Below are 24,415 nucleotides of genomic sequence, written 5' to 3'. Positions count from 1 at the left end.
CCCGCTCGTGGTTCGGTGGATTCGGGGGAGGCTTCAGGTGGGTTCGAGCATGCCGGCTGCAGACTCCATGTCCACTGCGACGATGCGCGAGACGCCCTGCTCCTGCATGGTGACGCCAATCAGCTGCTCGGCCATTTCCATGGCGATCTTGTTGTGGCTGATGAAGAGGAACTGCGTTTCCTTCGCCATGGCCGTCACCAGCCTGGCGTAGCGTTCGGTGTTGGCGTCGTCCAGCGGCGCGTCCACCTCGTCAAGCAGGCAGAACGGTGCCGGGTTGAGCTGGAAGATGGCGAACACCAGAGCGATCGCGGTCAGCGCCTTCTCGCCACCTGAAAGCAGGTGGATGGTCTGGTTTTTCTTGCCCGGTGGCTGTGCCATCACCTGCACGCCGGCGTCCAGGATTTCCTCGCCCGTCATCACCAGCCTGGCATTGCCGCCGCCGAACAGCTCAGGGAACATCTTGCCGAAGTGGGTGTTGACGGTTTCAAACGTGCTGCCCAGCAGGTCACGCGTCTCGTTGTCGATCTTCTTGATCGCATCTTCCAGCGTGTTCATGGCTTCCACCAGATCGGCCGACTGCGCGTCCAGGAAGGTCTTGCGTTCGCGCGCGGCGGTGAGTTCATCCAGTGCGGCCAGGTTCACCGCGCCGAGCGCCTGAATCTCGCGGTGCAGGCGGTCGATCTCGCTCTGAAGGCCCGACAGGCGCACGTTGCCTTCAGTGATGCTCTGCGCCACGGCGGCCAGATCGGCCTGCGCTTCTTCGAGCTGTTGGCTGTATTGCTCCACTCCCAGGCGCGCGGCCTGTTCCTTGAGCTGGAAATCGGTGATGCGGCTGCGCAAGGGCTCCAGCTCACGTTCCAGCTGCAGGCGACGTTCGTCGCTGGCGCGAAGCTTGGCGGTGAGGTCGTCGTATTGGCTGCGCAACGCCCCCAGCGCCTGCTCCCGTTCGAGCTTCATCGCCAACGCGTCCTGCAGGCCAGCCTGGGCGGCGGCATCGGTCAGGCGGGCGAGCTCGTCACTGGCGCGCTGCTGCTCCTCGGCGAGCGATTGTTCCTGCGTGGCGGCGGTCTCCATCGCGCGTTGCAGTTCGCCCTGGCGTGCCTGCAGGCTGCGCAATGCAAAGGTGGCTTCCTGAGCGTGGCGTTCCAGTGCGCGTTGCTGTTCGCGTGCCTGGTTCAATGCCCGCTCGGCTTCGATCACGTGGTCATCGAGCTGGGCGTGGCGCTCCTGGCTGTCGGCCAGTTGCATGTCGAGTTCTTCAAACCGCGCTTCGGCCGTCACGCGGCGTTCCTGGAGCTCTTCCAGTTGCGCGTCCACCTCCGCCAGGTCGCTGGCGATCTGCTCGCTGCGCGCACGGGTCTGTTCGGCCAGCTGGGTCAGGCGCAGCGCCTCCACCTGCAGCTCGTGCGCACGGCCGCGCGTTTCGGCGGCTTCACGGCGCGCGCTCACCAGTCGCTGGGAAGCGTCGGTGTAAGCGGCCTCGGCCCGAATCAGCGCGGCGCGCGCCTGTTCGGCAATCAGCACCTGGGCCTTGAGCTGCTTGTCGATGTTCTCGATTTCCTGGGCACGCGCCAGCAGGCCGGCCTGCTCGCTGTCGGGTGCGTAGAAGCTCACGCTGTGCGCGGTGACCGCATGGCCGCTGGCCACGAAGATCACTTCGCCGGGTTGCAGCCGTTCGCGCTGCGCGAGTGCTTCTTCCAGGCTGGAAGCGGTCAGGCAGCCGTGCAGCCATTCCGCGAGCAGTGCGTGTTGCGCCGCGTCGTTCAGGCGCAGCCAGGCCGCCAGGGGCTTGAGGCCGGCGCTGCTGGCGGAGGCGACGGCACCGGCGGGCGGGCTGTAGAAGGCCAGCTTGGCCGGCGGTGCGTCGTTGCCGAAGGCGCGCACCATGTCCAGGCGCGATACCTCCAGCGCACCCATGCGCTCGCGCAGAGCCGCTTCGAGGGCGTTTTCCCAACCCGTCTCGATGTGGATGCGGCTCCACAGACCTTGCAGGCCATCGAGCCCATGTTTGGCCAGCCAGGGTGCGAGCTTGCCATCGGTCTTGACCCTGTCCTGCAGCGCCTTGAGCGCTTCCATGCGCGCCGACAGATCGGCCTGGCGAGCGGATTCCTGGTTCACCGCCTGCTGCGCGGCACGGCGAGCGTCGTCGAGTTGCGGCACGCTGTCCTGCAGCTCGTGCAGCACGGCGTCGGCCACTTCGGCGGTCTCCTGTGCGCTGGCCAGTTGGGTTTGCGCACTCAGCAGGCGCGCTTCGTCCGGCGCAGCCAGTGCGTTGCGATCAGCCATCAGGCGTTCGCGGCGCTGGTTCAGCGCACGGCTCTGCTCTTCCACGTTGCGCTGCTCGGCGGCCAGAACCTGAATCTGCTGCTGCACCTGCGTCACACTGGTGCGCTGCTCATTGGCGCGGGCCTGCGCCTGGCGCAGGCTGTCTTCAAGCGTGGGCAGCGCGACCGATTGCTCCTCGCCCTGAGCGGCCAGCACGACCGACTGGTCTTCCGCCTGCACGAGCGACTCGGCGATCTGCTCCAGCTCCACGGCCGCGTCCTGGCTGCGCGTGGCCCACGAGCCCATCTGCTCCTTGAGTTGCAACAGGCGTTGTTCGACGCGTTGGCGACCTTCCACCACGAAGCGGATTTCGGCCTCGAGCTTGCCCACCTCGGCGCTCGCCTCGTACAGCTTGCCCTGCGCCTGGTTGACCTGGTCGCCGGCGGCGTAGTGCGCCTGGCGGATGGTTTCGAGTTCGGCTTCGATGCGGCGCAGGTCGGCGGTGCGCGACTCCAGGTCGTTCACCGCCTGAGCGGCGTCGTTCTTCACCCTGACCTGATCGGACTCGGCTTCGCTGCGTTTCAGGAACCACAACTGGTGCTGCTTGAGCGTGGCGCCGGCTTGAAGCGCGTTGTAGCGCGCGGCCACCTCGGCCTGCTTTTCCAGCTTGTCCAGATTGGCGTTGAGTTCGCGCAGGATGTCTTCCACCCGCGTGAGGTTCTCGCGCGTGTCGGCCAGCCGGTGCGCGGTCTCGCGGCGGCGTTCCTTGTACTTGGAGACCCCGGCCGCCTCTTCCAGGAACAAGCGCAGTTCTTCGGGCTTGCTCTCGATGATGCGGCTGATGGTGCCCTGGCCAATGATGGCGTAGGCGCGCGGACCCAGGCCGGTGCCGAGGAACACGTCCTGCACGTCGCGGCGACGCACGGGCTGGTTGTTGATGTAGTAGCTGCTGGTGCCGTCGCGCGTGAGGACGCGCTTGACTGCAATTTCACCAAACTGGCCCCACTGCCCACCGGCGCGGTGATCGCTGTTGTCGAACACCAGTTCCACGCTGGAACGGCTGGCAGGCTTGCGCGTGTTGGTGCCGTTGAAGATCACGTCCTGCATGGACTCGCCGCGAAGTTCCGAGGCCTTGGACTCGCCCAGCACCCAGCGCACCGCGTCCATGATGTTGGACTTGCCGCAGCCGTTGGGGCCGACCACCCCCACCAGTTGGCCCGGCAGCATGAAATTGGTAGGTTCGGCGAAGGACTTGAAGCCGGAGAGCTTGATCGAGTTGAGGCGCACGCTGCGGGATCCCTAGTCAAGGCCAAGTGTTTGAATTCAAAGGCAATTTCACCGCAAAGGGCACGCTGCGGCGGTGGTCGATGATACCGTGGGCGCCAGCCCCGATAATCCCCAGCCATGAATCCATTGCTTGCGCGCCTGCAGCCCTACCCCTTCGAACGGCTGCGCCGGCTGTTCTCGGACATCACCCCCAACCCGGCACTGCGTCCGATCAGCCTGGGCATCGGCGAACCCCGGCACGCCACCCCCGAATTTCTCAAGCAGGCGCTGTCCGCCTCGCTGGCCACCGGGCTGGCAGGTTACCCAGCCACCGCCGGCGAACCTGCCATGCGCCAGGCCTGCGCCGGCTGGGTGCAGCGGCGTTACGGCATCGCGCTTGATCCGGCCACCCAGGTGCTGCCGATCAACGGGTCGCGCGAAGCCCTGTTCGCCTTTGCGCAGACCGTGATAGACCCCACCCGCGAGGGCGCGACGGTGGTGATGCCCAATCCGTTCTATCAGATCTATGAAGGCGCAGCCCTGCTGGGCGGCGCCGAGCCCCACTTCGTGGCGAGCGACCCGGCACGCAATTTCGCCACCGACTGGGACAGCGTGCCCGAATCGGTGTGGGCCCGCACGCAACTGCTCTACGTGTGCTCGCCCGGCAACCCCACCGGCGCCGTGATGCCACTGGAAGAATGGCGCCGCCTGTTCGAGCTGAGCGACCGCCATGGCTTCGTGATCGCCTCCGACGAGTGCTACAGCGAGATCTACTTCCGCGACGAGCCTCCGCTGGGTGGACTGGAAGCCGCCCAGCGCCTGGGTCGCGAAGGCTTCCCGAGGCTCATCAGCTTCACGAGCCTGTCCAAGCGCAGCAACGTGCCAGGGCTGCGCAGCGGCTTCGTGGCCGGAGACGCCACGCTCATCAAGGCGTTTTTGCTCTACCGCACCTACCACGGCGGCGCCATGAGCCCGGCGGTGCAGGCCGCCAGCATCGCGGCCTGGAACGACGAGGCCCACGTGGTGGACAACCGCCGCCAGTACCGCGAAAAGTTCGCACAGGTCACGCCCTTGCTGGCAAAAGTGCTCGACGTGGCCTTGCCCGATGCCGCGTTCTACCTCTGGGCGGGCGTGCCTGCAGCCTTCGCCGACGCTGGCCGGCGCCTGAGCGCCGATGAAGCCTTCGCCCGCGAGCTGCTGGCTCAATACAATGTGACGGTCTTGCCCGGCAGCTATCTGGCCCGCGAGATCGGCGGCGTCAACCCGGGTACCGGCCGGATTCGCATGGCGCTGGTGGCCGAACCCGCCGAGTGCCTGGAAGCCGCCAACCGCATCGTCGAGTTCGTTTCGCGCCGCGCCTGAGGCGCGAGTCTTCCGTTTCTTCCTTTGCTCACACTTGCCCCGAGTTCCATGACCCAACAACTGCAAACCCTCATCGACACCGCCTGGGACAACCGCGCCGACCTCTCCCCTGCTGCCGCCCCCAAAGAGGTGCTGGAAGCGGTGGAACACGTGATCTCCGAACTCAACAGCGGCAAACTGCGCGTGGCCACGCGCCAAGGCGTGGGCCAGTGGACGGTGCACCAGTGGATCAAGAAAGCCGTGCTGCTGTCGTTCCGCCTCAAGGACAACGAAGTGATGCGCAGCGGCGACCTCGCTTTCTTCGACAAGGTCAAGACCAAATTCGCCCACCTCAGCGAAGCGGAAATGAAGGCCACGGGCGTGCGCGTGGTGCCGCCAGCCGTGGCACGCCGTGGCAGCTACGTCGCCAAGGGCGCAATCCTCATGCCCAGCTACGTGAACATCGGCGCCTATGTCGATGAGAACACCATGGTCGACACCTGGGCCACGGTTGGCTCCTGCGCCCAGATCGGCAAAAACGTGCATCTCTCCGGCGGCGTGGGTATTGGCGGCGTGCTCGAGCCGCTGCAGGCAGGTCCCACCATCATTGAAGACAACTGCTTCATCGGCGCACGCTCCGAAGTGGTCGAAGGTGTGGTCATCGAGGAAAATTCGGTGATCTCCATGGGCGTGTACATCGGCCAGAGCACCCCCATCTATGACCGCGCCACGGGCGAAGTGAGCTATGGCCGCGTGCCTTCAGGCTCGGTGGTGATCAGTGGCAGCCTGCCCAAGGATGGCGGCAAGTACAGCCTGTACGCAGCCATCATCGTCAAGCGGGTGGATGCGCAGACACGTTCAAAAACCAGTCTGAACGACCTCCTCAGAGATTGAGCATGATGCCCCCACGCTCCTCCGCTGCGCGGGTCGCTGCCCCCCAAGGGGGCTGGCCTTGCTTGGGGCGGCCCGGCGCGGCGGCCTGCCTCACTGACCACATTCACCCGAAGGAATCAGCATGAGCAGCGGAACGATGGAACGCATCTTGCGCCTGATGGCCGACAAGAAGGCCTCGGACGTGTACCTGACGGCGCACGCGCCGGCAATGATCAAGATCAACGGGCAGACCATTCCGATCAACAGCCAGGTGCTGCCGCCCGAGGCGCCGCGCAACCTGCTTGCCGAGATCGTGCCGGCCACACGCATGGAAGAGTTGCAGGAGACGGGCGAGCTCAACATGGCAGTGCCGCTGGAGGGCCTGGGCAACTTCCGGATCAGCGCGTTCCGCCAGCGCGGGCACATCGCGGTGGTGATCCGCTTTGTTCCTGGCGACATTCCGGCGCTGGATTCGCTCAACGTGGCGCCCGTGCTGGCCGAGCTGGTGATGGAAAAGCGTGGACTGGTGCTCATGGTGGGCGCCACCGGTGCCGGCAAGAGCACCACGCTGGCGGCCATGATCGACCATCGCAACGAGCGCGCCACCGGCCACGTGCTCACCATCGAGGATCCGATCGAATACGTCTACCGCAACAAGAAATCGGTGGTGAACCAGCGTGAGATCGGGCCCGACACCGCTTCGCTGCAGATCGCGCTGAAGAATGCACTGCGGCAGGCGCCAGACGTGATCCTGATTGGCGAGATCCGCGACCGCGAAACCATGTCGGCGGCCATAGCCTACGCTCAGTCGGGCCACCTGTGCCTGGCCACGCTGCACGCCAACAACAGCTACCAGGCGCTCAACCGAATCCTGAGCTTCTACCCGGTGGAAGTGCGCCCCACCATGCTGGGCGACCTGGCCGCCGCGCTGCGCGCCATCGTCTCGCAACGCCTGCTGCGCACCCACACCGGCGGCCGCGTGCCCGCCATGGAAGTGATGCTCAACACCTCGCTGATCGCCGACCTGATCCAGAAGGCGGACTTTTCCGGCGTGCGCGAGGCCATGGAGAAATCGCTGGCCGAGGGCTCGCAAACCTTCGAACAGGATCTCTCACGCCTCATTGGCGATGGCCTGGTGTCCCGCAACGAAGGCCTGGCCCACGCCGACTCTCCCAACAACCTGCTCTGGCGCCTGCAAAACGACTTCAACTCCAGCAAAGCAGCCGATGCGGCCACGCCTGGCGAGGAAGAGAACGCCGACGCGGCGACCTTTACCGAGTTCACGCTGGACGTGAAGTTCTGACTCCATCCTCCATGTCCGCCACCCTGAGACTCACCGAGCAACTGATCGCGCGCGCCTCCGTCACCCCCAGCGACGAAGGCTGCCAGGCGCTGATCGCCGCTCGACTGGCCCTGCTGGGCTTTGACTGCGAGACGCTGGAGAGCGGTCCGGCGGCGTTTCGCGTCACCAATCTGTGGGCCCGCCGCGGCACCGGCCAGCGCCCCACGCTCGTGTTCGCCGGCCACACCGACGTGGTGCCCACCGGCCCGCTTCAAGCCTGGACCAGTGACCCCTTCGTACCCAGCCAACGCAATGGCAAGCTTTACGGCCGTGGCTCAAGCGACATGAAAACCTCGCTCGCGGCCATGGTCGTGGCCTGCGAGGAGTTCCTGGCCGCGCACCCGGAGCCCGCCATTGACATCGCCTTTCTGCTCACCAGCGACGAAGAAGGCCCCGCGGTGGACGGCACGGTGATCGTTTGCAACACGCTCCAGCAGCGCGGCGAGCGGCTGGACTGGTGCATCGTCGGCGAGCCCACGTCGGTCGAGCGCACCGGCGACATGATCAAGAATGGTCGGCGCGGCACGATGAGCGGCAGGCTTACCGTCAAGGGCGTGCAGGGCCATATCGCCTACCCGCACCTGGCGAAGAATCCGATCCACCTGGCGGCTCCGGCGCTGGCCGAACTCGTGGCCACCACCTGGGACGAGGGCAATGCCTTTTTCCCGCCCACCAGCTGGCAGATCAGCAACATCCACGGCGGCACCGGCGCGAGCAACGTGATCCCCGGCAACGTGGAGATCGACTTCAATTTCCGCTTCTCCACCGAGTCCACGCCCGAGAGCCTGCAACAGCGCGTGCGCGACATCCTCGAGCGTCACGGCCTGGTCGAGGGGGCCGGCTATGACATCGCCTGGACGGTGGGCGGACGACCCTTTCTCACCCCGCCCGGTACGCTGGTGGACGCGGTACGCCAGGCCATCCTGGACGAACTCGGTATACAGACCACGCTCTCCACCACCGGCGGCACGAGCGATGGGCGCTTTATCGCGCAAGTCTGCGAGCAGGTCATCGAGTTCGGCCCACCCAACGCCACCATCCACAAGATCGACGAACATGTGGCACTGGCAGACATCGAGCCGGTGAAAAACGTCTACCGGCGAACCCTGGAGCACCTGGCACTCCAGGCCGGCGCCAGCGCATGAGGCCGCGGCCGTGAACCTCGCTGAAGTCATTGCGCAGTCGTTTCACCGCCTCGAAGCGGCAAAGCTGGCCTATGGGCATGGCACCACCAACGCCCGCGACGAGGCGGTGTGGCTGGTGCTGTGGCAACTGCGCCTGCCGCTGGACAGTGATGTCGATGTGCTCGCCCGCCGCCTCGTCACCGCCGAAGAACAGGCTGCGGTGGATGCACTCATTCAGCGCCGCATCGACACGCGCGAACCCGCCGCCTACCTCACCCACGAGGCCTGGCTGCAGGGCGTCTCTTTCTATGTGGACCGCCGTGCCATCGTGCCGCGCAGCTTCATCGCCGAACTGCTGGCCGAAGGCTCGATCGACCCCTGGCTGGACGAAGACAGCCGTGAGGTGCTGGACCTGTGCACGGGCAACGGCAGCCTCGCCGTGTTGGCGGCCATGGCCTATCCAGACGTGCATGTCACCGGCGCCGACATTTCCACCGATGCCCTGGCCGTGGCGCGCATCAACGTGGAGCGCCACGGACTGCAGGATCGCATACGACTGGTGGCGTCCAACGGCCTGGCCGCCTGCCCCGGTCCCTGGGACCTGATTCTGTGCAATCCGCCTTACGTGAACGCCCAGAGCATGGCCACCCTGCCGCCCGAGTACCGGGCCGAGCCAGGCCTGGCGCTGGACGGCAACGTCGCGGGCGGCACGGACGGAATGGATTTCGTGCGGGCCTTGTTGCGCGACGCGCCGACACACCTCAAACCCCACGGCGTGCTCGTGCTCGAGATCGGCAACGAGCGCGAGCATTTCGAGGCCGCCTTTCCCGACCTGGAAGCACTCTGGCTGGCCACCAGCGCCGGCGACGACCAGGTCCTTCTGCTCACCCACGAATCGCTCCTGGCGCTGCCCCTCTCGCAGACGCCCTCCCCATGATCACCCTGAAAAATCTGGTCCTTCGCCGCGGGGCGAAGGTGCTGCTCGATGGCGCCTCCTGCACCATCAACCCCGGCGAGAAGGCCGGCCTGGTCGGCCGCAACGGCGCGGGCAAGTCCAGCCTGTTCGGCCTGCTCAACCACACCCTGCACGAAGACAAGGGCGACTTCTACGTGCCTGCGCAATGGCGCATGGCCCAGGTGGCGCAGGACATGCCCGAGACCGACATGCCCGCCACCCAGTTCGTCATCGAAGGCGACGTGACCTTGCTTCAGGCGCGCCAGGAAGTGAGCGCGGCCGAGGACAGCGGCGACGGCGAGCGCATGGCCCACGCCTACATGGCGCTGCACGACGCGGGCGAACACGATGCCGCCGCACGCGCGCAGGCCCTTATCCTCGGCCTGGGTTTTCGCACCGACGAACTCGAGCGCCCGGTCGACAGCTTCTCGGGAGGCTGGCGCATGCGCCTCCAGCTCGCTCGGGCCCTCATGTGCCCAAGCGACCTGCTGCTGCTCGACGAACCCACCAACCACCTGGACCTGGACGCCCTCGTCTGGCTTGAAGCCTGGCTCAAGCGCTATGAAGGCACCATGCTCGTGATCAGCCATGACCGCGAGTTTCTCGACGCCGTCACCGACGTCACCATCCACATCCACGCTGCGCAGCTTACCCGCTATGGCGGCAACTACAGCCGTTTCGAAGACATGCGCGCCGAGCAAATGGCGCTGCAGCAATCCGCCTATGCGCGCCAGCAGGACAAAATGGCGCACCTGCAGAAGTTCATCGACCGCTTCAAGGCCAAGGCCAGCAAGGCCAAGCAGGCACAAAGCCGCGTGAAGGCACTGGAGCGCATGGAAAAAATCGGGCCGGTGCTGGCCGACGCCGAATTCACCTTCGAGTTCGCCGAGCCGCAGAACCTGCCCAACCCCATGCTGGCCATGGCCGACGCCAGTTTTGGCTACCCGCCGCCCGACGAAGGCAGTGAGCCCACCGTCATCGTGCGCAACATCAGCCGCTCGGTGCTGGCCGGGCAGCGCATTGGCATCCTTGGCGCCAACGGCCAGGGCAAATCGACCGTGGTCAAGACCATCGCTCGCGACCTGCAGCCCCTGGCTGGTCAGATCACCGAAGGCAAGGGCCTGAACATCGGCTATTTCGCGCAGCAGGAACTCGACGTGCTGCGCCCGGCCGACACCCCGCTCGAGCACATGATCCGGCTGGTGCGTGAATGCACCGCCGAAGGCCGCCTGAGCGGCCAGCCCACCCGCGAGCAAGACCTGCGGAGTTTCCTGGGCAATTTCAACTTCACCGGCGACCAGGTCAAGCAGACCGTGGGCAGCATGAGCGGCGGCGAGAAGGCCCGCCTGGTGCTGTGCATGATCGTCTGGCAGCGCCCCAACCTGCTGCTGTTGGACGAACCCACCAACCACCTCGACCTGGCCACCCGAGAAGCGTTGTCCGTCGCACTCAACGAGTTCGAAGGCACCGTGATGCTGGTCAGCCACGACCGCGCCTTGCTGCGCGCCGTGTGCGACGAATTCTGGCTGGTCTCGCGAGGGGGCATTGAGCCCTTTGACGGCGATCTCGACGACTACCAGCGCTACCTGCTCGACATGGCCAAACAGTCGCGCGAGTCCCAGCGGCAAGAACAGCGCGAGCAGCAGCGCACTCCCGTGGTGGCGCCCGAGGCCGAGCAGAAACAGCGCCGCCAGCAACTGGCCGAAAAGACCAAGCCGCTCAGGAAAGAGCTGGAGCAAATCGAAAAACGCCTGGCCGCACTGGCGCAGGAAAAGGAACGCCTGGAAGCGGCCATGAGCCAGCCGCTCAGCCCGACCGACATTGCCGACGCCGGCAAGCGCCTGAAGGCCGTGAATGACGAGAACGAAGCCCTGGAAGCACGTTGGCTGGAATTGCACGAGGCCATCGACGCCGTGGGTGCCTGAGGTATCCTGCGCGAACCGGTTCGCCGCGCCGCCCCTCAACCCAAGCCACAGGAAGGCCTCTTGCCATGATGTCCATTCTCGGAACCCTGTTCATCGGTCTCATCGCGGGCTTCGTTGCCCGAGCCATCAAGCCCGGCGACGACGGCATGGGCTGGATCATGACCGCCATCCTCGGCGTGGCCGGCGCCTTTGTCGCGGGCTACCTGGGCGCGGCGCTGGGCTTCTACCAGCAGGGCGAGCCTGTGGGATTCATCGCCTCGGTGATCGGCGCCATCATCCTTCTCGTGATCTACGGTTTCGTGAAGAAAAAGTGACCGAAGCATCCTCTCGCGCATATCGCGAGATGCTGTCCACGAGGGCGTCGATGCCCTTGTCGAAATCTCGTTGGTCGGCCCAAGCACGATCTTCTGACCAGGAAACCGGGCGCCGGCGTTGATGCCGCGTGGCAGCCCGTCAATGCGGAACCGCACCATCTCCCGGAGCACTCGTGGAGAGAAGTCGTTCAAGGTAAACCCCGTACCCGATGCAGTACCACCTGGAAGCTGAGATTTCCGGGGCCTCCATGAGACGTTTCGTTGCCGATTTTTGACGTTCTATTCCGCCAGCGAGACTGAGCGAATGGCTGCGATATGGTGAGGGGTCATCCCTCCAACGCCATACATCCGCGTCCTGTGCGTCCCCTCCAAATCGCTTCAGTTTCGACTTCAGCCTTCCCTCATCTGGCCACCGCCGTTCATTGCCGGTGGCTCATCGCATTTGTTTTTGCATGGGCCTTCGCCGGACTTCAAAACGCCTGGGCCAACACCACATCCTCTGCTGAGAATTCAACGTCACTTCGTTCGGTTCACCTGCCTTTGCGGCAACTGATCGGCGGTCCACTGACCCTTCGAGGCGCCGAAAGTGAGCGACGCATCCACCTGGGTGTGCGACTGGATGAAATGGTGATCCGGGGTCGCCTGAAGCTTGCGATCACCCCATCACCCGCCCTGCTGCCGGCCCTGTCCCATCTCCAGATTCGCCTCAACGACAAGTTGCTGAGCGTCGTCCCGATTCGCGCCGATACGGCTGCCTCCGGGGAACGCATCGTTCGGGAAATCGATCTGGACCCGCGCCTGTTCGTGGACGACAACTGGCTGAGCTTACGTATGGTCGGGCACTACACACTGGAATGCGAAGACCCGCTGCACAGCAGTCTATGGGTCGAGGTCGACGTGGACACGACCGCCATTGACCTTGACATTCGGCCGCTGACATTGGAAGACGAGCTGGCCCTGTTTCCCGTTCCCTGGTTCGACCGACGCAGTGCCGGCAGGATCGAGGTGCCGATGGTGCTCGGCGAACAACCCAATCGCGAACGACTGATCACCGCTTCGATCATGGCGTCCTGGCTGGGCTCGCTCGCCGGAGAGCGAACAGCGGTGTTTCCGGTATTGCGAGACCGCCTCCCCGATCAACACGCTGTGGTGCTGGTCAACGATCAGCTGGGAGGGCCTGAAGGCCTGCTCTTGCCGGCGGCACAAGGACCCACCGTGCGTTTGATGCGCAACCCGGCAAAGCCGCACCTCAAGTTGTTGGTGTTGCATGGTCGGAATGAACAGGAATTGCGAACGGCAGCCTTGGGCCTAATGCTGGGTCGGCAGGCCATCAGTGGCAGCTCCGCCCTGATTCACGAGGTCGCACCCATTCCCATTCGCCCAGCCTATGACGCGCCCAACTGGGTCACCACCACACGGCCGGTTCGCTTGGGAGAGATTGTTCCCGAGCGCGGAGCGCTGCAGTTGACCGGGACACACCCCGACGCTGTTCGAGTACGCTGGCGCACGCCTCCCGACCTGTGGCAAGGACCGGGGCGCAATGCCTTGCTGGATTTGCGATACCGCGTCTCCGTGGCTTCGGAGACAGAGAACGCGCTCATGGGTCTCGTGCTCAACGAGACCTTTGTACGCGCCTGGCGCCTGGGGCCATCTCCATCAAACGACTCCTTCGCGGGCTGGCTCAACGGAATCGGCGAAACCTCGGGCTCCGTGCTTGTGAAACTGCCCGAGTTTCAGCCTCAGCAGACCAACACTCTCGAGGTTCGCCTACCCCTGGGAATGAAGCCTCAAGCGGGAAACTGCGCGGGGCGTGCGGAAGCCACCCGGGCTTCCGTAGACGCTGAATCCACGCTCGATTTCTCGGCACTGCCGCATTTTCTGGAGATGCCGGACCTGGCGGCGTTCGCAGGTTCAGGCTTTCCGTTCACCCGGCATGCGGATTTGTCGCAAACAGCCATCGTCATGTCCGGGAAACCTGACCAACATGAGATCGAAACCTTGCTCGCCCTCATGGGAAGCTTCGGACGCTGGACCGGTACACCGGCCTGGCACGTGGACATCACCACGCCCGACGCGCTGGAGCGGGTGGCCGATCGCGATCTTCTTCTGATCGGGGGGGAACAAGTCCACGACTTACTGGGGCGCTTGCAAAAAAACCCGATGCTTTTGATGGCCTCGGCGCACAGACAAACGAGTGGCCCCCCCACGCTGGTGGCCGAATGGCGGGGCTGGCTTCGTGCACGGGCCGAGATGTTCAGCGCAAACGCTTCCACCCCGCAGGCTGCGCTGCGATTGGACGCAACTGGCCCTCTTGCCATGATGACGGGATTCGAATCTCCGCTTCACGCTGGTCGCTCGATCGTGGCCTTGAGCGGCAACGAGACGCAAGCGCTGCGGTGGCTCTCGATGGCCTTGCTGGAACCGGCACTAGCCACCCAGATCCAGGGTGGCCTCGCGCTGATTCGCGAGCGGGAGGTGCGAGCATACGAAAGTCCAACCCGCTACCACATTGGGCACCTTCCGCTGTTGGAGCGTGTCACCCTGTTCGTGACGAGATACCCGTGGATCGGAGCCGTGGCACTGGCGCTGGCACTAAGCATGCTGGTGTGGATCGCCCGCCATCGACTCAGGCTGCGCGCAACGCGACGCCTGAAGATCTCCAAAGCGGACCCCTGAAATCATGACTCCGAAAAGCTGGGTCATTCACTGGCGCCATTGCGCCGCTGTGGTCCTGGTTTGGATTCTGGCCGCTGCACCCCAAGCTTCAAAGGCAGCGACCTGCCCAGTCTGGCCCTTGTGGGAGTGGTTTCGCAAAAACCATATCTCCCAAGACGGCCGCGTGCAGGATGTGAGTTTGCCGCACAGACCGACTGTTTCGGAAGGGCAGGCGTATGCCATGTTCTTCTCGCTGGTCGCAGGCGACAGGCAGCAATTTTCGGCATTGCTCCAGTGGACCGAAAACAATCTGGCCGGTGGCAGCCTGGCGGAGCGTGCGCCGGGCTGGCATTGGGGGGAATCGGACACAGGTCAATGGACGTTGCTGGATGCCAATCCCGCCAGCGATGCAGATTTGTGGATGAGCTATGCCTTGCTGGAAGCCGGTCAGCGCTGGCAACACGACGCCTACACCCGCTTGGGGTTGAGCCTCGCAGAACATCTATTGCGCGATGCAAGTCCCGTGCTGCCCGGCTTGGGACGCAGCCTGCTCCCCGCTCCAAAGGGATTTCAACTGGGGCCGACTCGATGGCGCCTCAACCCAAGCTACGCTCCGTTGCCGCTGCTCAGGCGCCTGGCCGCCCTCACCGCTCGAAGTGAATGGCTCGAGATGCTGGAGCCCACCCTGCGGTTGATCGTGGAGTCGGCGCCCCACGGCATTTCCCCAGAGTGGGCGATCTGGGACGCCAACAGCGGCTGGCAGCCAGATCCAGAAACTCGGGGACTGGGCAGCTACAACGCGATTCGCTCCTACCTGTGGACTGGAATGTCCCGCGACGATCCGGCGTTCGAGCGGCTGGCACTGGGATTCCTGCCTTGGCTTCACTGGGTCGCACAACACGGCCACGCCCCCGAATCGCTCAACGCGCAAAAAGCTCCCTCTAGCCAACCGATGCCCGCTGCAGGCCCTCCAGGTTTTGACGGAGCTGCGCTGCTGCTCGCCGACAGTCTGCGTTTCTCCTCGCTAAGCAGGCATTTGAACAAACGACTGGAGCCAAGTCTTGGCTCAAAGTCTCCCGGTTACTACAGCCACGCGCTCCTGCTGTTTGGACTTGGCTGGATAGAGGGCCGTTACCGCTTTGCAACCGATGGATCACTGCTGCTGCCAGGAGCACCATGCGAGCCTCACGTCGACTGATGCCCGCGTTGACCCTGCTGGCGATCTCGCTGCCGTCGTTTGGAGCAGGCGGGCAAGGCGAGCCGCCTGAGGTGGCGCAGTTGCTTGAAAACGCCCGGTTCTGGGTCGAGCACCGCCGGCCAGACCTCGTTCGCCAGGTCATGCGCAAGTTGCTCGCCATCGACCCGCAGCAACCTGAGGCGCTGCTTGTGCTGGGCCTGGCGTCAACCGCCAGCGGATCGAAGCCAGTTCCAGTGCCAGAGGCCAACCAGGCTGGCAGCCCATCGGTGCCAAACCCAGCGAGGAATATTCGACATGTAGCGCGCAGGTCGAAGCATCCATCGCCTCGCCCATCAGACCAGCACGTTCCCCTGCTTGCCGCCCTCCACACATTCACCCCGACACTCAAGATCGCCACCGTGATGTCCCTGCCCGCCTCGACACCTGCGCCCGAGCAGGAGGCAGTCATAGAGGCCAATGTCGCGCCGGCCTCAAACGTCGAAGCCACCGACAAAGCCGCACCGAATCTTCAGCCTGTTTGGCAAGCCCTGGAACAGGGACGTTACAACGAAGGCCTTCGCCTTGCCAGAGAGCTCAATGTACGACACCCCGAACAACCGGACGTCACCCGCGCACTTGCTCTCGCCTTGCTTGATGTCGGTGAACGCGGCATGGCTCGCGCAAGTCTGGAGCTCGCCGTGCGTCAAGCACTGGAAGCTCCGCCATCGCTTTTCTGGGTGGCACGGGAATCGCGTCTCACCTTGCAGGCCCTGGACGACCGTCAGCAACCAACGCTGTCCGCCGGTGTCACCCTGGTGCAGAAACCGGGCGACGAAGCCGTGTCTCGACTGAACAGCCAGGCGGCGAGTTTTCGGATGCGCATGCCCAGAGGAGACCATGGTCACTGGTTTGTTCATGTCGACAACGTCCAACTCGATGCGGGGCGCTCCAACACAGCCCTGCTCGCTCAATCTGGTGAATGGGGAAGCACGTCCCTCACCTCGCTGCAGCCCTGGGATGCCATGGCAGTTCGCGGGCGAGCGAGTGGCACGGCGTTCATCGCAGGCTACGAGGCGGATCACTGGCAAGCCGACGTGGGGACATCGCCGATTGGCTTCGAATTCGCCGACCTCAGTGCCGGTCTGAGTTTGAAAGGCCAGCTGGGTCAGTCGGACTGGCGCTTGTCGGTGGCGCGTCGCCCCGTCACTTCCAGCCTGCTTGCCTATGGCGGACAACGTGACCCGGCGACTGGAATCGTCTGGGGTGGGGTGCGCCGATCGTCAGCGCTTCTACAGTTCTCCACGACCTGGAAAGGGCTGCAGCCGTTCGCCGAAATGGAGGCCGCCACCTACCGGGGGCGCGAGGTTCAGGCCAATCGCGAACATGCGGCCGCACTGGGGGCGGACTGGGTGCTTAGCCGTGGTGCTGATCACTATCTGGCCGTGGCCCCGGTCCTCAGGATGCGGGCCTTTGACAACAATCAGAATCACTACAGCGTGGGGCATGGTGGCTACTACAGCCCGCAAAGCAGCACCACATTCAGCCTTCCGATTCAGGCGGCCATGAGACACACGAACCTCTCCTGGCTGTTGCGTGTGGCGCCGTCCTGGGGCCACGCAAGCACCGCGAGTGCCGCGCGCTTTCCCACTCGCCCAGACCTGCAGGCCATGGCCGCCGAGCAGGGCCGCGCCTTCTACGGCGCCAGCAGCGGCCCAGGCGCCGGCTGGGCGCTTCAGACAACGCTGGAATATCGAATGAACAGCCACTGGACGACAGGCATGCGGTTGTCGATGGAGCGGTCAACCGACTACGCGAGAGATTCGTTGCACCTGTACCTGCGCTGGCATGAAAAGCCGCAGCGCGCCCCGGTGCCCCTGTGGCCTTCTACGGTCTTGCCACATGCCGGCCTTTGAAGCCACAGCGCCAGTCGCGCATTCGCTGCCGCCAAGCTGGCGCCTGGCGCTTTGCCTGTTGCGTCCTCGCGCCCTGATGGCGTTGCTGCGCTGGAGCAATGCCCACATGTCAGCGTCCCAACGCACCGCGCTCAAAACGCTCTTGGCGCCACCACCCAGAGAAACCAGGCAAAGGCCAACGCGTGCGGCACCGCTGCGCCACCGCAGGCGCGATGTCGCAAGCCATGACACCCGCACCACCTCTCGGTGGACAACCGTTGCGCGCCAATGGTCAATTCACCCGCCAGAGCTGGTCTTGCGGACCGCTGCGGTCCTTGGACTGGCCATCGTGGCGGCCATCGTGCTGGCGCCTTTGCCCAACCTCCATCAAGCCTTGTTGGGGTGCAGCCTGATCGGCGTGGCGCTTCTATGTTCACGAGCACACAGGAGGGCCGACGACCGCGCGCGCGTGCTGCTCATCATGGGTTTTTCCATCGTACTGGCGGGACGCTACGCGTGGTGGCGAGTAACGCAGACGCTGCACTTCAACGGCGCAGTCGAAGCGATCGCTGGGTTGTTGCTCCTGGCAACAGAAGCGTATTACTGGTCGGTGCAGGCCATTAGCCATGCCCAGGTGGCTTGGCCCTTGAGGCGACCAAAAGCGCCAGTGCTCGTCGCCGATCCAGACCTGCCCCATGTTGACATCTTCATCCCCACCTACAACGAGCCGCTGAACATTGTGCGCCCCACGGTGCTGGCGGCCCAGAATATGGACTGGCCCGTGGAGAAGCTTCACATCCACCTTTTGGACGATGGTCGCCGCGACGAATTTGCCGACTTTGCCGCAGCTGCAGGGGTGAACTACGTCCGCCGTGCTGACAACCGCCATGCCAAGGCTGGCAACATCAACCATGCACTGGCGCTGACGTCGGGCGAGTTTGTTGCAATCTTCGACTGCGACCACATGCCCGTGCGCGATTTCTTGCGAGCCACTATGGGGTGGTTGATAAGCCAACCCGACTGCGCCATGGTGCAAACACCGCACCACCTCTTTTCGCAAGACCCCATGGAGAGGAATACCCGCCTGGAACGCAGCATACCCAACGAAGGAACGCTCTTCTACGGTCTGGTCCAGAGGGGCAACGACCTCTGGAATGCTTCGTTCTTCTGCGGCTCATGCGCCGTACTTCGAAGAAGCGCTCTAGACCTCATCGGCGGTATTGCGGTGGAAACCGTCACGGAAGATGCACACACGGCGTTGAAACTCCATCGACTGGGCTTCACGACAACCTACCTTCCCCGCATTCTCGCCGCCGGACTCGCCACTGAAAGCCTGTCTGGACACATCGGTCAGCGAATCCGGTGGGCGCGGGGCATGGCGCAGATCTTTCGACTCGACAATCCGCTGCTTGGACCCGGGCTCAGCCTGATGCAACGTCTTTGCTATTGCAATGCCATGTTGCACTTCTTCAGTGCCTTGCCGCGTTTGATTCTTCTGATCACGCCTCTTTTCTATCTGGTGTTTGGGTTGCAATTGCTCCACACCAGCATGCCCACGCTGCTGGCCTACCTCATCCCCCATCTACTCATGGGGAAGATCTTTGAGAGCCAGGTGCATGGCCCCTACCGAGCCTCATCCTGGGGAAACGTCTACGAAACCTTGCTGGCCTGGTACATCCTTCGGCCAACCTGGACGGCCCTGGTCGCGCCGCGCCTGGGGCGCTTCAACGTAACAGCAAAGGGTGGCCGAATTGACCGCGAGTTCTTCGACTGGGCCATCGCCGCACCCTATATCGTGCTCGTTGGGGTCAATATGACTGGCCTGATTTTCGGTGCCAGAACGTTGATATCCAACGTCGGGCCCGACGCCGCGGCCATTTGGCTCAACATGGGATGGGCCATCTTCAATTTGCTTACGCTGGGTGTCGCGATACGTGTCGCCACGGAGAGCCAGCAGATTCGAAGTACGCCACGCGTACGCGTCGCACGACCACTCCCTGCGCGGCTGCTGGTACCGTCGATCTCACCTATCCAGGCCAGCCTGATCGACTTCTCGCTGAATGGCGTCGGACTTCAAACCCAAGTCGTGCGGCCCATCCCCAAAGGCACTGCCTGCCAGCTGGAGCTGCACGACGGAAATACATGGCACACATTTTCCGCCACACTCTCGCGCTCGAATGGCACCTTGCTGGGCCTGCAAATCGACCGCCTTGATCTGCTCGGGCAGCGCAATTTCTTGGCCTGCACTTTCACGCGATCAGACCTGTGGCGTCGACAGTCTTCGCAGCGCCACCTTGATCGTCCCTTCTTTGAGGTTCGCCAACTCTTGCGCACAGGAACGAGCGGTTACGCCCACGGCCTCTTGCTAGGGTGCAAGGAAGCGTGGCACACCGCCTGCCGGCGATTGAAAAGGGGGCAGGCCCGATGAGCTGGCACATCTATTTTGTCTCCAAACTTTTCCTGGCAGCGCACGAACGCCTGCAGCTCGAGGCCTGGCTAAACTTCCCCTTGGCGCTTCTGGTGTACTGGCCGATTGCTCAGCGGCCCTGGCGATGGGTGCGTGCACTTCTGGCCTGGCCTGCAGCACTGGCACTGGCAGCCCACGAAGTCGGGACAAGCATCGGGCCACGACTGATTCAGCAGTTGAGCCAGCTCACGGAGTTCTCTCAAAGCTACGCCCTTGAGCTTGGCTTGCGACTGTTGCAAGACGGCTTCCTCCCATCACTGCTGGCCCTGCTGCTCGTCAGCCTATGGCTCAACCGCTGGTTTCGACTGGACGTTCTGTTGTGCCTGTCGCTTCTGGTTCTGCCACTGGCCGCCAGCCAACGACATGCCGTGCAAGCCGATTCCTCCATGCTGAATGCAGGTGAGGCAGGTCCACAAAATGGCGCGAACTTCGACCCACAAGCCAGGGTGCAAAACTTTTGGAGAGACGAACAGCAGAGGGCATACCCGTTCGTGCAAGGTGAGCGCCCGCCTTTCGATGTGGTCCTGCTGCATGTGTGTTCGCTTTCCTGGGATGATCTGGACGCCATCGGTCTGGGACGCAGTGCGCTGTTCGACCGATTCGATCTGGTGTTCGAGCAGTTCAACTCGGTCTCCAGCTACAGCGGCCCATCCATGCTGCGGCTCTTGCGCGCAAATTGCGGGCAGACACACCATGAAGATCTGTACCGTCCCGAGGACGCGCGCTGCGGGTTGTTGCGGCAGCTCACCCTGGCTGGCTACCAGGTGCAGGCCTATCTCAACCACGATGGCCGGTTTGACGGTTTTGCCGACAGCCTTGCAGACGAGACATCGGTGCCGGTGCACACGCCAGTGCGACTGCCAGGAGCACAAGTCGCCCTGCAGGCTTTCGATGGATCACCCATCGGCGGCGATCACGCAACGCTGGCGGCCTGGCGTTCGGGAGTTTCAAGCTCTACCCTTCCCCAGGCGCTGTACTACAACACCGTCACGCTGCACGATGGCAACCGCCAGCCAGGGGGGCCGGCAATGGAAATGGCGGATAGCTACCGCCTGCGTCTGGGACACCTGATGAGCGACCTGGACAGATTCATCGGTGACATCGAGCTTTCGAAACGCCCAACACTTGTCGCACTGCTGCCAGAACACGGGGCTGCATTGCGCAAGGGCGCTCAGCCCATTGCGGGCCTGCGCGAAACGCCATGGCCCGAAATCACGCTTGTCCCAGTGGCCGTCAAACTCATTGGCCTGGACTCTCTGCGCCCATCGGGACTACAGAGTCCTGTTCGGGTGTCTGGGCCAACAAGCTACCTGAGCTTTGCGGCACTTCTCGCCGAACTCCTGTCCAAACCAGATCCCTGGGACGTGCTAAGAACTGCTCCGCAGAACTTGCCTCGCGTCCCCTTCGTATCGGACAACGGAGATTCCATCGTCACGCTCGACGAAAAGGCGATGTGGATACGCACCGCATCCCGTGGATGGCAACATCTTGAACGCCTCCAGAAATACAGCCAGCTTGCACACCAGGAGCATCCATGACCCCCCCATCTTCAAGGCACGGATCGCCTCAAATCCTCGTCATAGACGATTCACAGGAGATGCTGGAGCAGCTTTCCATGCTGCTTGCTCCAGGCTACAACCTCAGCCTGACGGACAACGGAATTGAGGGACTGACGATGGCGCAGGACCACTCGCCAGACCTGATCCTTCTCGACGTTCGCATGGAATGTATGGATGGCTATGAAGTCTGCGAGCGCCTGAAGAGCAACAAGGCAACGCGTCACATTCCGGTCGTTCTCATGTCAGCGTACATTGATGCAGAGGGTGAAGCCAGGGCGTTCGAGGTTGGAGCCTCCGACTGCCTTCGAAAGCCCATCAATCGGCGTGTCGCCCTCTCGCGCATCCAGGCGCAGCTCGCCATCAAGGCTGCGCACGACATCGTCCGCGATCGCGAAGCGGCGCTTGAACAGGAAGTGCAACGACGCACCGAACATATAGAGACCACGCAACAGGTCGCGCTGCTGGCGCTGGTGAATCTGGCGCGCACGCGAGATACGGAAACCGGCGGTCATATCGTTCGCACGCAAGCGTATGTTCAAAAGTTGGCGGAACGACTTCGTGATCACCCACGGTTTGCATCTGAACTGACACCCACCGCAATACGGCTGATCACACAATCCGCACCCCTTCATGACATTGGAAAAATCGGCATCCCCGACCACATTCTGCGCAAACCGGGACCTCTCACACCCGAGGAGATGACCATCATGCGCACCCATACCACGCTTGGATTGCAGGCACTCGAGGACGCTGAGCGCCTGCTCGACCGGTCCGTCGACTTTCTCCGATATGCCAAAGACATCGTCATTGGTCACCATGAACGATGGGACGGCAAAGGCTATCCAAAAGGTCTCGAGCGCGACGCCATACCCATTGCGGCCAGGCTTATGGCCGTTGCTGACGTGTTCGATGCATTGATCTCCAAGCGAGTCTACAAAGACGCATTTCCCCACGAAATGGCCGTCGACATCGTACGAGAAGGGAGCGGGACACAGTTCGATCCAGATGTCATCCAGGCGTTTCTCGATCTCGCCGATCAGTTTGCCGCGATTGCCCGCGCCCACGGAGACGACGAGATGTCGCCCCTGCCAACATGATCGACTATCACCTTCCACTGGTCAGTATCTCGGAAGCCATCCTGGTGCTGTCCGAGAATCTGACGATCGACTTTGCCAATCCTGCTGCATTGCGCATGATGTGTTTTGAAGGCGATTGTCCGAGGGACCTATCGCTGCGCGATCTGTTCGAGGCCAGCAGCGTCGCAGTGGCCCAGGAAGTAGAGAGCGTTCTGACGCTCACTGGCCACTGGAGTGGCGACATCTGGCTGCGTCGCGCGGATGCGGATGCGTCGCCCCTGCCAGTGCGGCTGGTGGTCGACCGCTACCAGGATGGCAACGGCACTCGGCACGCCTGCATCATGTCCGACATCTCCCAGCGCATGCAGACCGAAGCTCGACTCAGGGAACTGTCTCAGCTCGACTCCCTGACTGGCCTCTTCAACCGTGCCTACTTCCTGCGTCAGCTGGAGTCAAAGTTGCACACGCTGCGTCGCGAAGAGCGCCAGTATGCGCTGCTCTTTGTGGATGTCGACGACCTGAAGGAAATCAACGATACCCAGGGACATCACATTGGAGATTTGTGCTTGCGCGAGGTAGCCCGTCGCCTCCGGCTCGCAATCCAGCGCTCCCAACATGCCGTCGGCGACCACAGCCCAGATGCATCGGAAACGCTGGTGGCCCGCATGGGCGGCGACGAATTCGTCATACTGCTACCCGTCTCCACGGGGGATGAGGCATTGCATATTGCACGCACCATCGGCCACGTGATGAATGACCCATGGCAATCTGGTGAAGGGCAACAACTCACCATCAGCACTTCAATTGGTATTGCATATGCACCCTTGCATGGCAGTTCGAGCGAGCAGCTTCTCCAGCTGGCGGATCGAGCGATGTACGAGGCCAAGAGTTCACGCAAGGGGTCTGTACACGAGTTCATCTGGCAGCGTCAGCCACAGGACCAGTTGGGCTTTGAAACTGGCTTCGATACCCTGACGACGGAGAGCTGACCTCTGAACGCTTCATTCACTCCGTGCGCTGAGATCCTGCTTGTTCACGGTCATCCAGGGTCAGGCCCCGACTTGACATCAGATCTCGCAGATGCACTCTGCATTTGCGCGACGAACAGTGAAGATGTTGCGCTGCAATATTTGTGTGATCCCGGATTCGCACCCGCAGTGATCGCGGGCAATCACCACATGCTCCGCCGATTGAGGTCGGACCTTTCGCAAGGCGATCAGAGCCGCCACCGGGGAATGGTCAGGTTGCTGATCAGCGACTGCAGCGACCCACGCGCTGACTTCGCAGCCATGAACGAAAGTCCCGTGTTCCGCGTTCTGACCATGCCACTGGAACGCAATGAGATCCGACGGCACTTTCACGATGCATTGGACTGGTGTGGCGGACAGCGGCCAACAGCACAGCGTCTGGCTGCAAGCGGTTCGGGACTGCGCGACGCGCTCGCCATCCTCGCCCACGAGATCAACACCCCGCTATCGCTCATTCAGGGCTATTCCGATGCGCTTATTCAGCGCTCGGGCATGCTCACCGGCATGGCAGCACCGACAGGTGCGGAACAAAAGGCGCTGGAAGCCATCGGCCGCAATGCCAAACATTGCCTGCGCCTCATGACCCAGACAGCGCAAGCCGCACTGGGTGCGTTTCCCCATCGACAGCCGCTCAGCTGCGCAGCATCCGGATTGGTGGCGGTATTGATGGACGCCTATCCGTTCACCGCAAAGGAACGTGCCCGGGTCTCGATCCGTCTAGTACGGGATTTCCATGTTCCGTCTGGCGGCGAACTCGCCCTGCTGGTGATGTACCTTGCAACACGCGTTGCCCTGGATGCACCGCGAGGCATGGCACAGGCGCGCCTTTGCATCAGCGTGGATGTTCGTGACGGCGCCCGCCTCCTCCAATTCGAGGCGAGCGCCGAGCCGTCGGCAGAAACACTGGAGACGCCAGGCAGTCGAAGCATTTTTGACAACATGAGTGCAATTGAGCACCTTTGTCAGCGGATGATGCACACCCAGGGCGGAGATTTCAGGCTTGATCCATCGACAGGCGGAGGCCCTTTGATGGTGCTTCGCTTAGGCCCACTTGCAAATGATGCCCAAGAAAAAAGGACTCAGCCTTTCGACTGAGTCCTTGGTTCCCTGGTAGGACGTGGCAGGCTCGAACTGCCGACCAACGGATTAAAAGTCC

The 24,415-nt window shown here is 63.2% G+C and carries 16 protein-coding genes; 15 read left to right on the top strand and 1 reads right to left on the bottom strand.

Annotation, left to right across the window (positions count from 1 at the left end; all coding sequences use genetic code 11):
- Positions 1–33: 33 nt before the first annotated feature.
- Positions 34–3,552 (bottom strand): chromosome segregation protein SMC, encoded by a 3,519-nt coding sequence (gene smc, locus AB7F11_RS18045; protein WP_428291727.1) that lies wholly within the window; start codon positions 3,550–3,552, stop codon positions 34–36.
- A gap of 117 nt (positions 3,553–3,669) precedes the next feature.
- On the opposite strand from smc, the gene dapC reads away from it, so the two are divergent.
- The 15 genes from dapC to AB7F11_RS17970 all read left to right on the top strand — a co-directional run bounded on the left by dapC (position 3,670) and on the right by AB7F11_RS17970 (position 24,354).
- Positions 3,670–4,893: a succinyldiaminopimelate transaminase gene (gene dapC / locus AB7F11_RS18040; RefSeq protein ID WP_428300290.1), complete on the top strand. Its 1,224-nt coding sequence runs from the start codon at positions 3,670–3,672 to the stop codon at positions 4,891–4,893.
- Between the two features lie 48 nt (positions 4,894–4,941).
- The gene (gene dapD / locus AB7F11_RS18035; protein WP_428291614.1) at positions 4,942–5,766 is read left to right on the top strand and encodes a 2,3,4,5-tetrahydropyridine-2,6-dicarboxylate N-succinyltransferase; all 825 of its coding nucleotides are present in this window, start codon (positions 4,942–4,944) and stop codon (positions 5,764–5,766) included.
- 121 nt (positions 5,767–5,887) lie between these two features.
- Positions 5,888–7,048 (top strand): PilT/PilU family type 4a pilus ATPase, encoded by a 1,161-nt coding sequence (locus tag AB7F11_RS18030; protein WP_428291613.1) that lies wholly within the window; start codon positions 5,888–5,890, stop codon positions 7,046–7,048.
- 11 nt (positions 7,049–7,059) lie between these two features.
- Positions 7,060–8,232, top strand: a complete 1,173-nt coding sequence (dapE, locus tag AB7F11_RS18025; RefSeq protein WP_428300291.1) for a succinyl-diaminopimelate desuccinylase — start codon at positions 7,060–7,062, stop codon at positions 8,230–8,232.
- Positions 8,233–8,242: 10 nt separating this feature from the next.
- Positions 8,243–9,148: a 50S ribosomal protein L3 N(5)-glutamine methyltransferase gene (gene prmB / locus AB7F11_RS18020; RefSeq protein ID WP_428291611.1), complete on the top strand. Its 906-nt coding sequence runs from the start codon at positions 8,243–8,245 to the stop codon at positions 9,146–9,148.
- A complete protein-coding gene (locus AB7F11_RS18015; RefSeq protein ID WP_428300292.1) occupies positions 9,145–11,091 on the top strand; it encodes an ABC-F family ATP-binding cassette domain-containing protein in 1,947 nt (648 codons plus the stop codon). The genes prmB and AB7F11_RS18015 overlap by 4 nt, the downstream gene beginning before the upstream one ends.
- 65 nt (positions 11,092–11,156) lie before the next feature.
- On the top strand, positions 11,157–11,405 hold the full coding sequence (locus tag AB7F11_RS18010) for a GlsB/YeaQ/YmgE family stress response membrane protein (protein ID WP_428300293.1): 249 nt from the start codon (positions 11,157–11,159) through the stop codon (positions 11,403–11,405).
- Positions 11,406–11,945: 540 nt separating this feature from the next.
- Positions 11,946–14,081, top strand: coding sequence for a cellulose biosynthesis cyclic di-GMP-binding regulatory protein BcsB (gene bcsB, locus AB7F11_RS18005; RefSeq protein WP_428300294.1), 2,136 nt, complete (start codon positions 11,946–11,948; stop codon positions 14,079–14,081).
- Between the two features lie 4 nt (positions 14,082–14,085).
- Complete coding sequence (gene bcsZ, locus AB7F11_RS18000) at positions 14,086–15,258, top strand: cellulose synthase complex periplasmic endoglucanase BcsZ (RefSeq protein ID WP_428300295.1); 1,173 nt, start codon at positions 14,086–14,088, stop codon at positions 15,256–15,258.
- A gap of 8 nt (positions 15,259–15,266) precedes the next feature.
- On the top strand, positions 15,267–17,150 hold the full coding sequence (locus tag AB7F11_RS17995) for a cellulose synthase subunit BcsC-related outer membrane protein (RefSeq protein WP_428300799.1): 1,884 nt from the start codon (positions 15,267–15,269) through the stop codon (positions 17,148–17,150).
- Positions 17,137–19,557 carry a UDP-forming cellulose synthase catalytic subunit gene (gene bcsA / locus AB7F11_RS17990; RefSeq protein WP_428300297.1) on the top strand — a complete coding sequence of 807 codons (2,421 nt, stop codon included), beginning with the start codon at positions 17,137–17,139 and terminating at the stop codon, positions 19,555–19,557. Before AB7F11_RS17995 ends, bcsA begins: the two co-directional genes overlap by 14 nt.
- Positions 19,512–21,134 carry a cellulose biosynthesis protein BcsG gene (gene bcsG / locus AB7F11_RS17985; RefSeq protein ID WP_428300298.1) on the top strand — a complete coding sequence of 541 codons (1,623 nt, stop codon included), beginning with the start codon at positions 19,512–19,514 and terminating at the stop codon, positions 21,132–21,134. Before bcsA ends, bcsG begins: the two co-directional genes overlap by 46 nt.
- On the top strand, positions 21,131–22,252 hold the full coding sequence (locus AB7F11_RS17980) for an HD domain-containing phosphohydrolase (protein ID WP_428300299.1): 1,122 nt from the start codon (positions 21,131–21,133) through the stop codon (positions 22,250–22,252). Before bcsG ends, AB7F11_RS17980 begins: the two co-directional genes overlap by 4 nt.
- A complete protein-coding gene (locus tag AB7F11_RS17975; RefSeq protein WP_428300300.1) occupies positions 22,249–23,220 on the top strand; it encodes a diguanylate cyclase domain-containing protein in 972 nt (323 codons plus the stop codon). Before AB7F11_RS17980 ends, AB7F11_RS17975 begins: the two co-directional genes overlap by 4 nt.
- A 300-nt stretch (positions 23,221–23,520) precedes the next feature.
- Positions 23,521–24,354 (top strand): histidine kinase dimerization/phospho-acceptor domain-containing protein, encoded by an 834-nt coding sequence (locus AB7F11_RS17970; RefSeq protein ID WP_428300798.1) that lies wholly within the window; start codon positions 23,521–23,523, stop codon positions 24,352–24,354.
- Positions 24,355–24,415 lie beyond the last annotated feature (61 nt).

The sequence above is a fragment of the Hydrogenophaga sp. genome, from assembly GCF_050250835.1.
GTDB lineage: Bacteria > Pseudomonadota > Gammaproteobacteria > Burkholderiales > Burkholderiaceae_C > Hydrogenophaga.
The sequence above is the reverse complement of the archived record's forward strand: the minus strand, read 5'-3'. Positions and strand labels throughout refer to the sequence as shown.

Excerpts from the sequence above, each read along its gene's own strand:
- dapC (WP_428300290.1), top strand. The coding sequence starts at position 3,670 with ATGAATCCATTGCTTGCGCGCCTGCAGCCCTACCCCTTCGAACGGCTG.
- dapD (WP_428291614.1), top strand. The coding sequence starts at position 4,942 with ATGACCCAACAACTGCAAACCCTCATCGACACCGCCTGGGACAACCGC.
- AB7F11_RS18030 (WP_428291613.1), top strand. The coding sequence starts at position 5,888 with ATGAGCAGCGGAACGATGGAACGCATCTTGCGCCTGATGGCCGACAAG.
- dapE (WP_428300291.1), top strand. The coding sequence starts at position 7,060 with ATGTCCGCCACCCTGAGACTCACCGAGCAACTGATCGCGCGCGCCTCC.
- AB7F11_RS18015 (WP_428300292.1), top strand. The coding sequence starts at position 9,145 with ATGATCACCCTGAAAAATCTGGTCCTTCGCCGCGGGGCGAAGGTGCTG.
- AB7F11_RS18010 (WP_428300293.1), top strand. The coding sequence starts at position 11,157 with ATGATGTCCATTCTCGGAACCCTGTTCATCGGTCTCATCGCGGGCTTC.
- bcsZ (WP_428300295.1), top strand. The coding sequence starts at position 14,086 with ATGACTCCGAAAAGCTGGGTCATTCACTGGCGCCATTGCGCCGCTGTG.
- bcsA (WP_428300297.1), top strand. The coding sequence starts at position 17,137 with ATGCCGGCCTTTGAAGCCACAGCGCCAGTCGCGCATTCGCTGCCGCCA.
- AB7F11_RS17980 (WP_428300299.1), top strand. The coding sequence starts at position 21,131 with ATGACCCCCCCATCTTCAAGGCACGGATCGCCTCAAATCCTCGTCATA.
- AB7F11_RS17975 (WP_428300300.1), top strand. The coding sequence starts at position 22,249 with ATGATCGACTATCACCTTCCACTGGTCAGTATCTCGGAAGCCATCCTG.
- AB7F11_RS17970 (WP_428300798.1), top strand. The coding sequence starts at position 23,521 with ATGAACGAAAGTCCCGTGTTCCGCGTTCTGACCATGCCACTGGAACGC.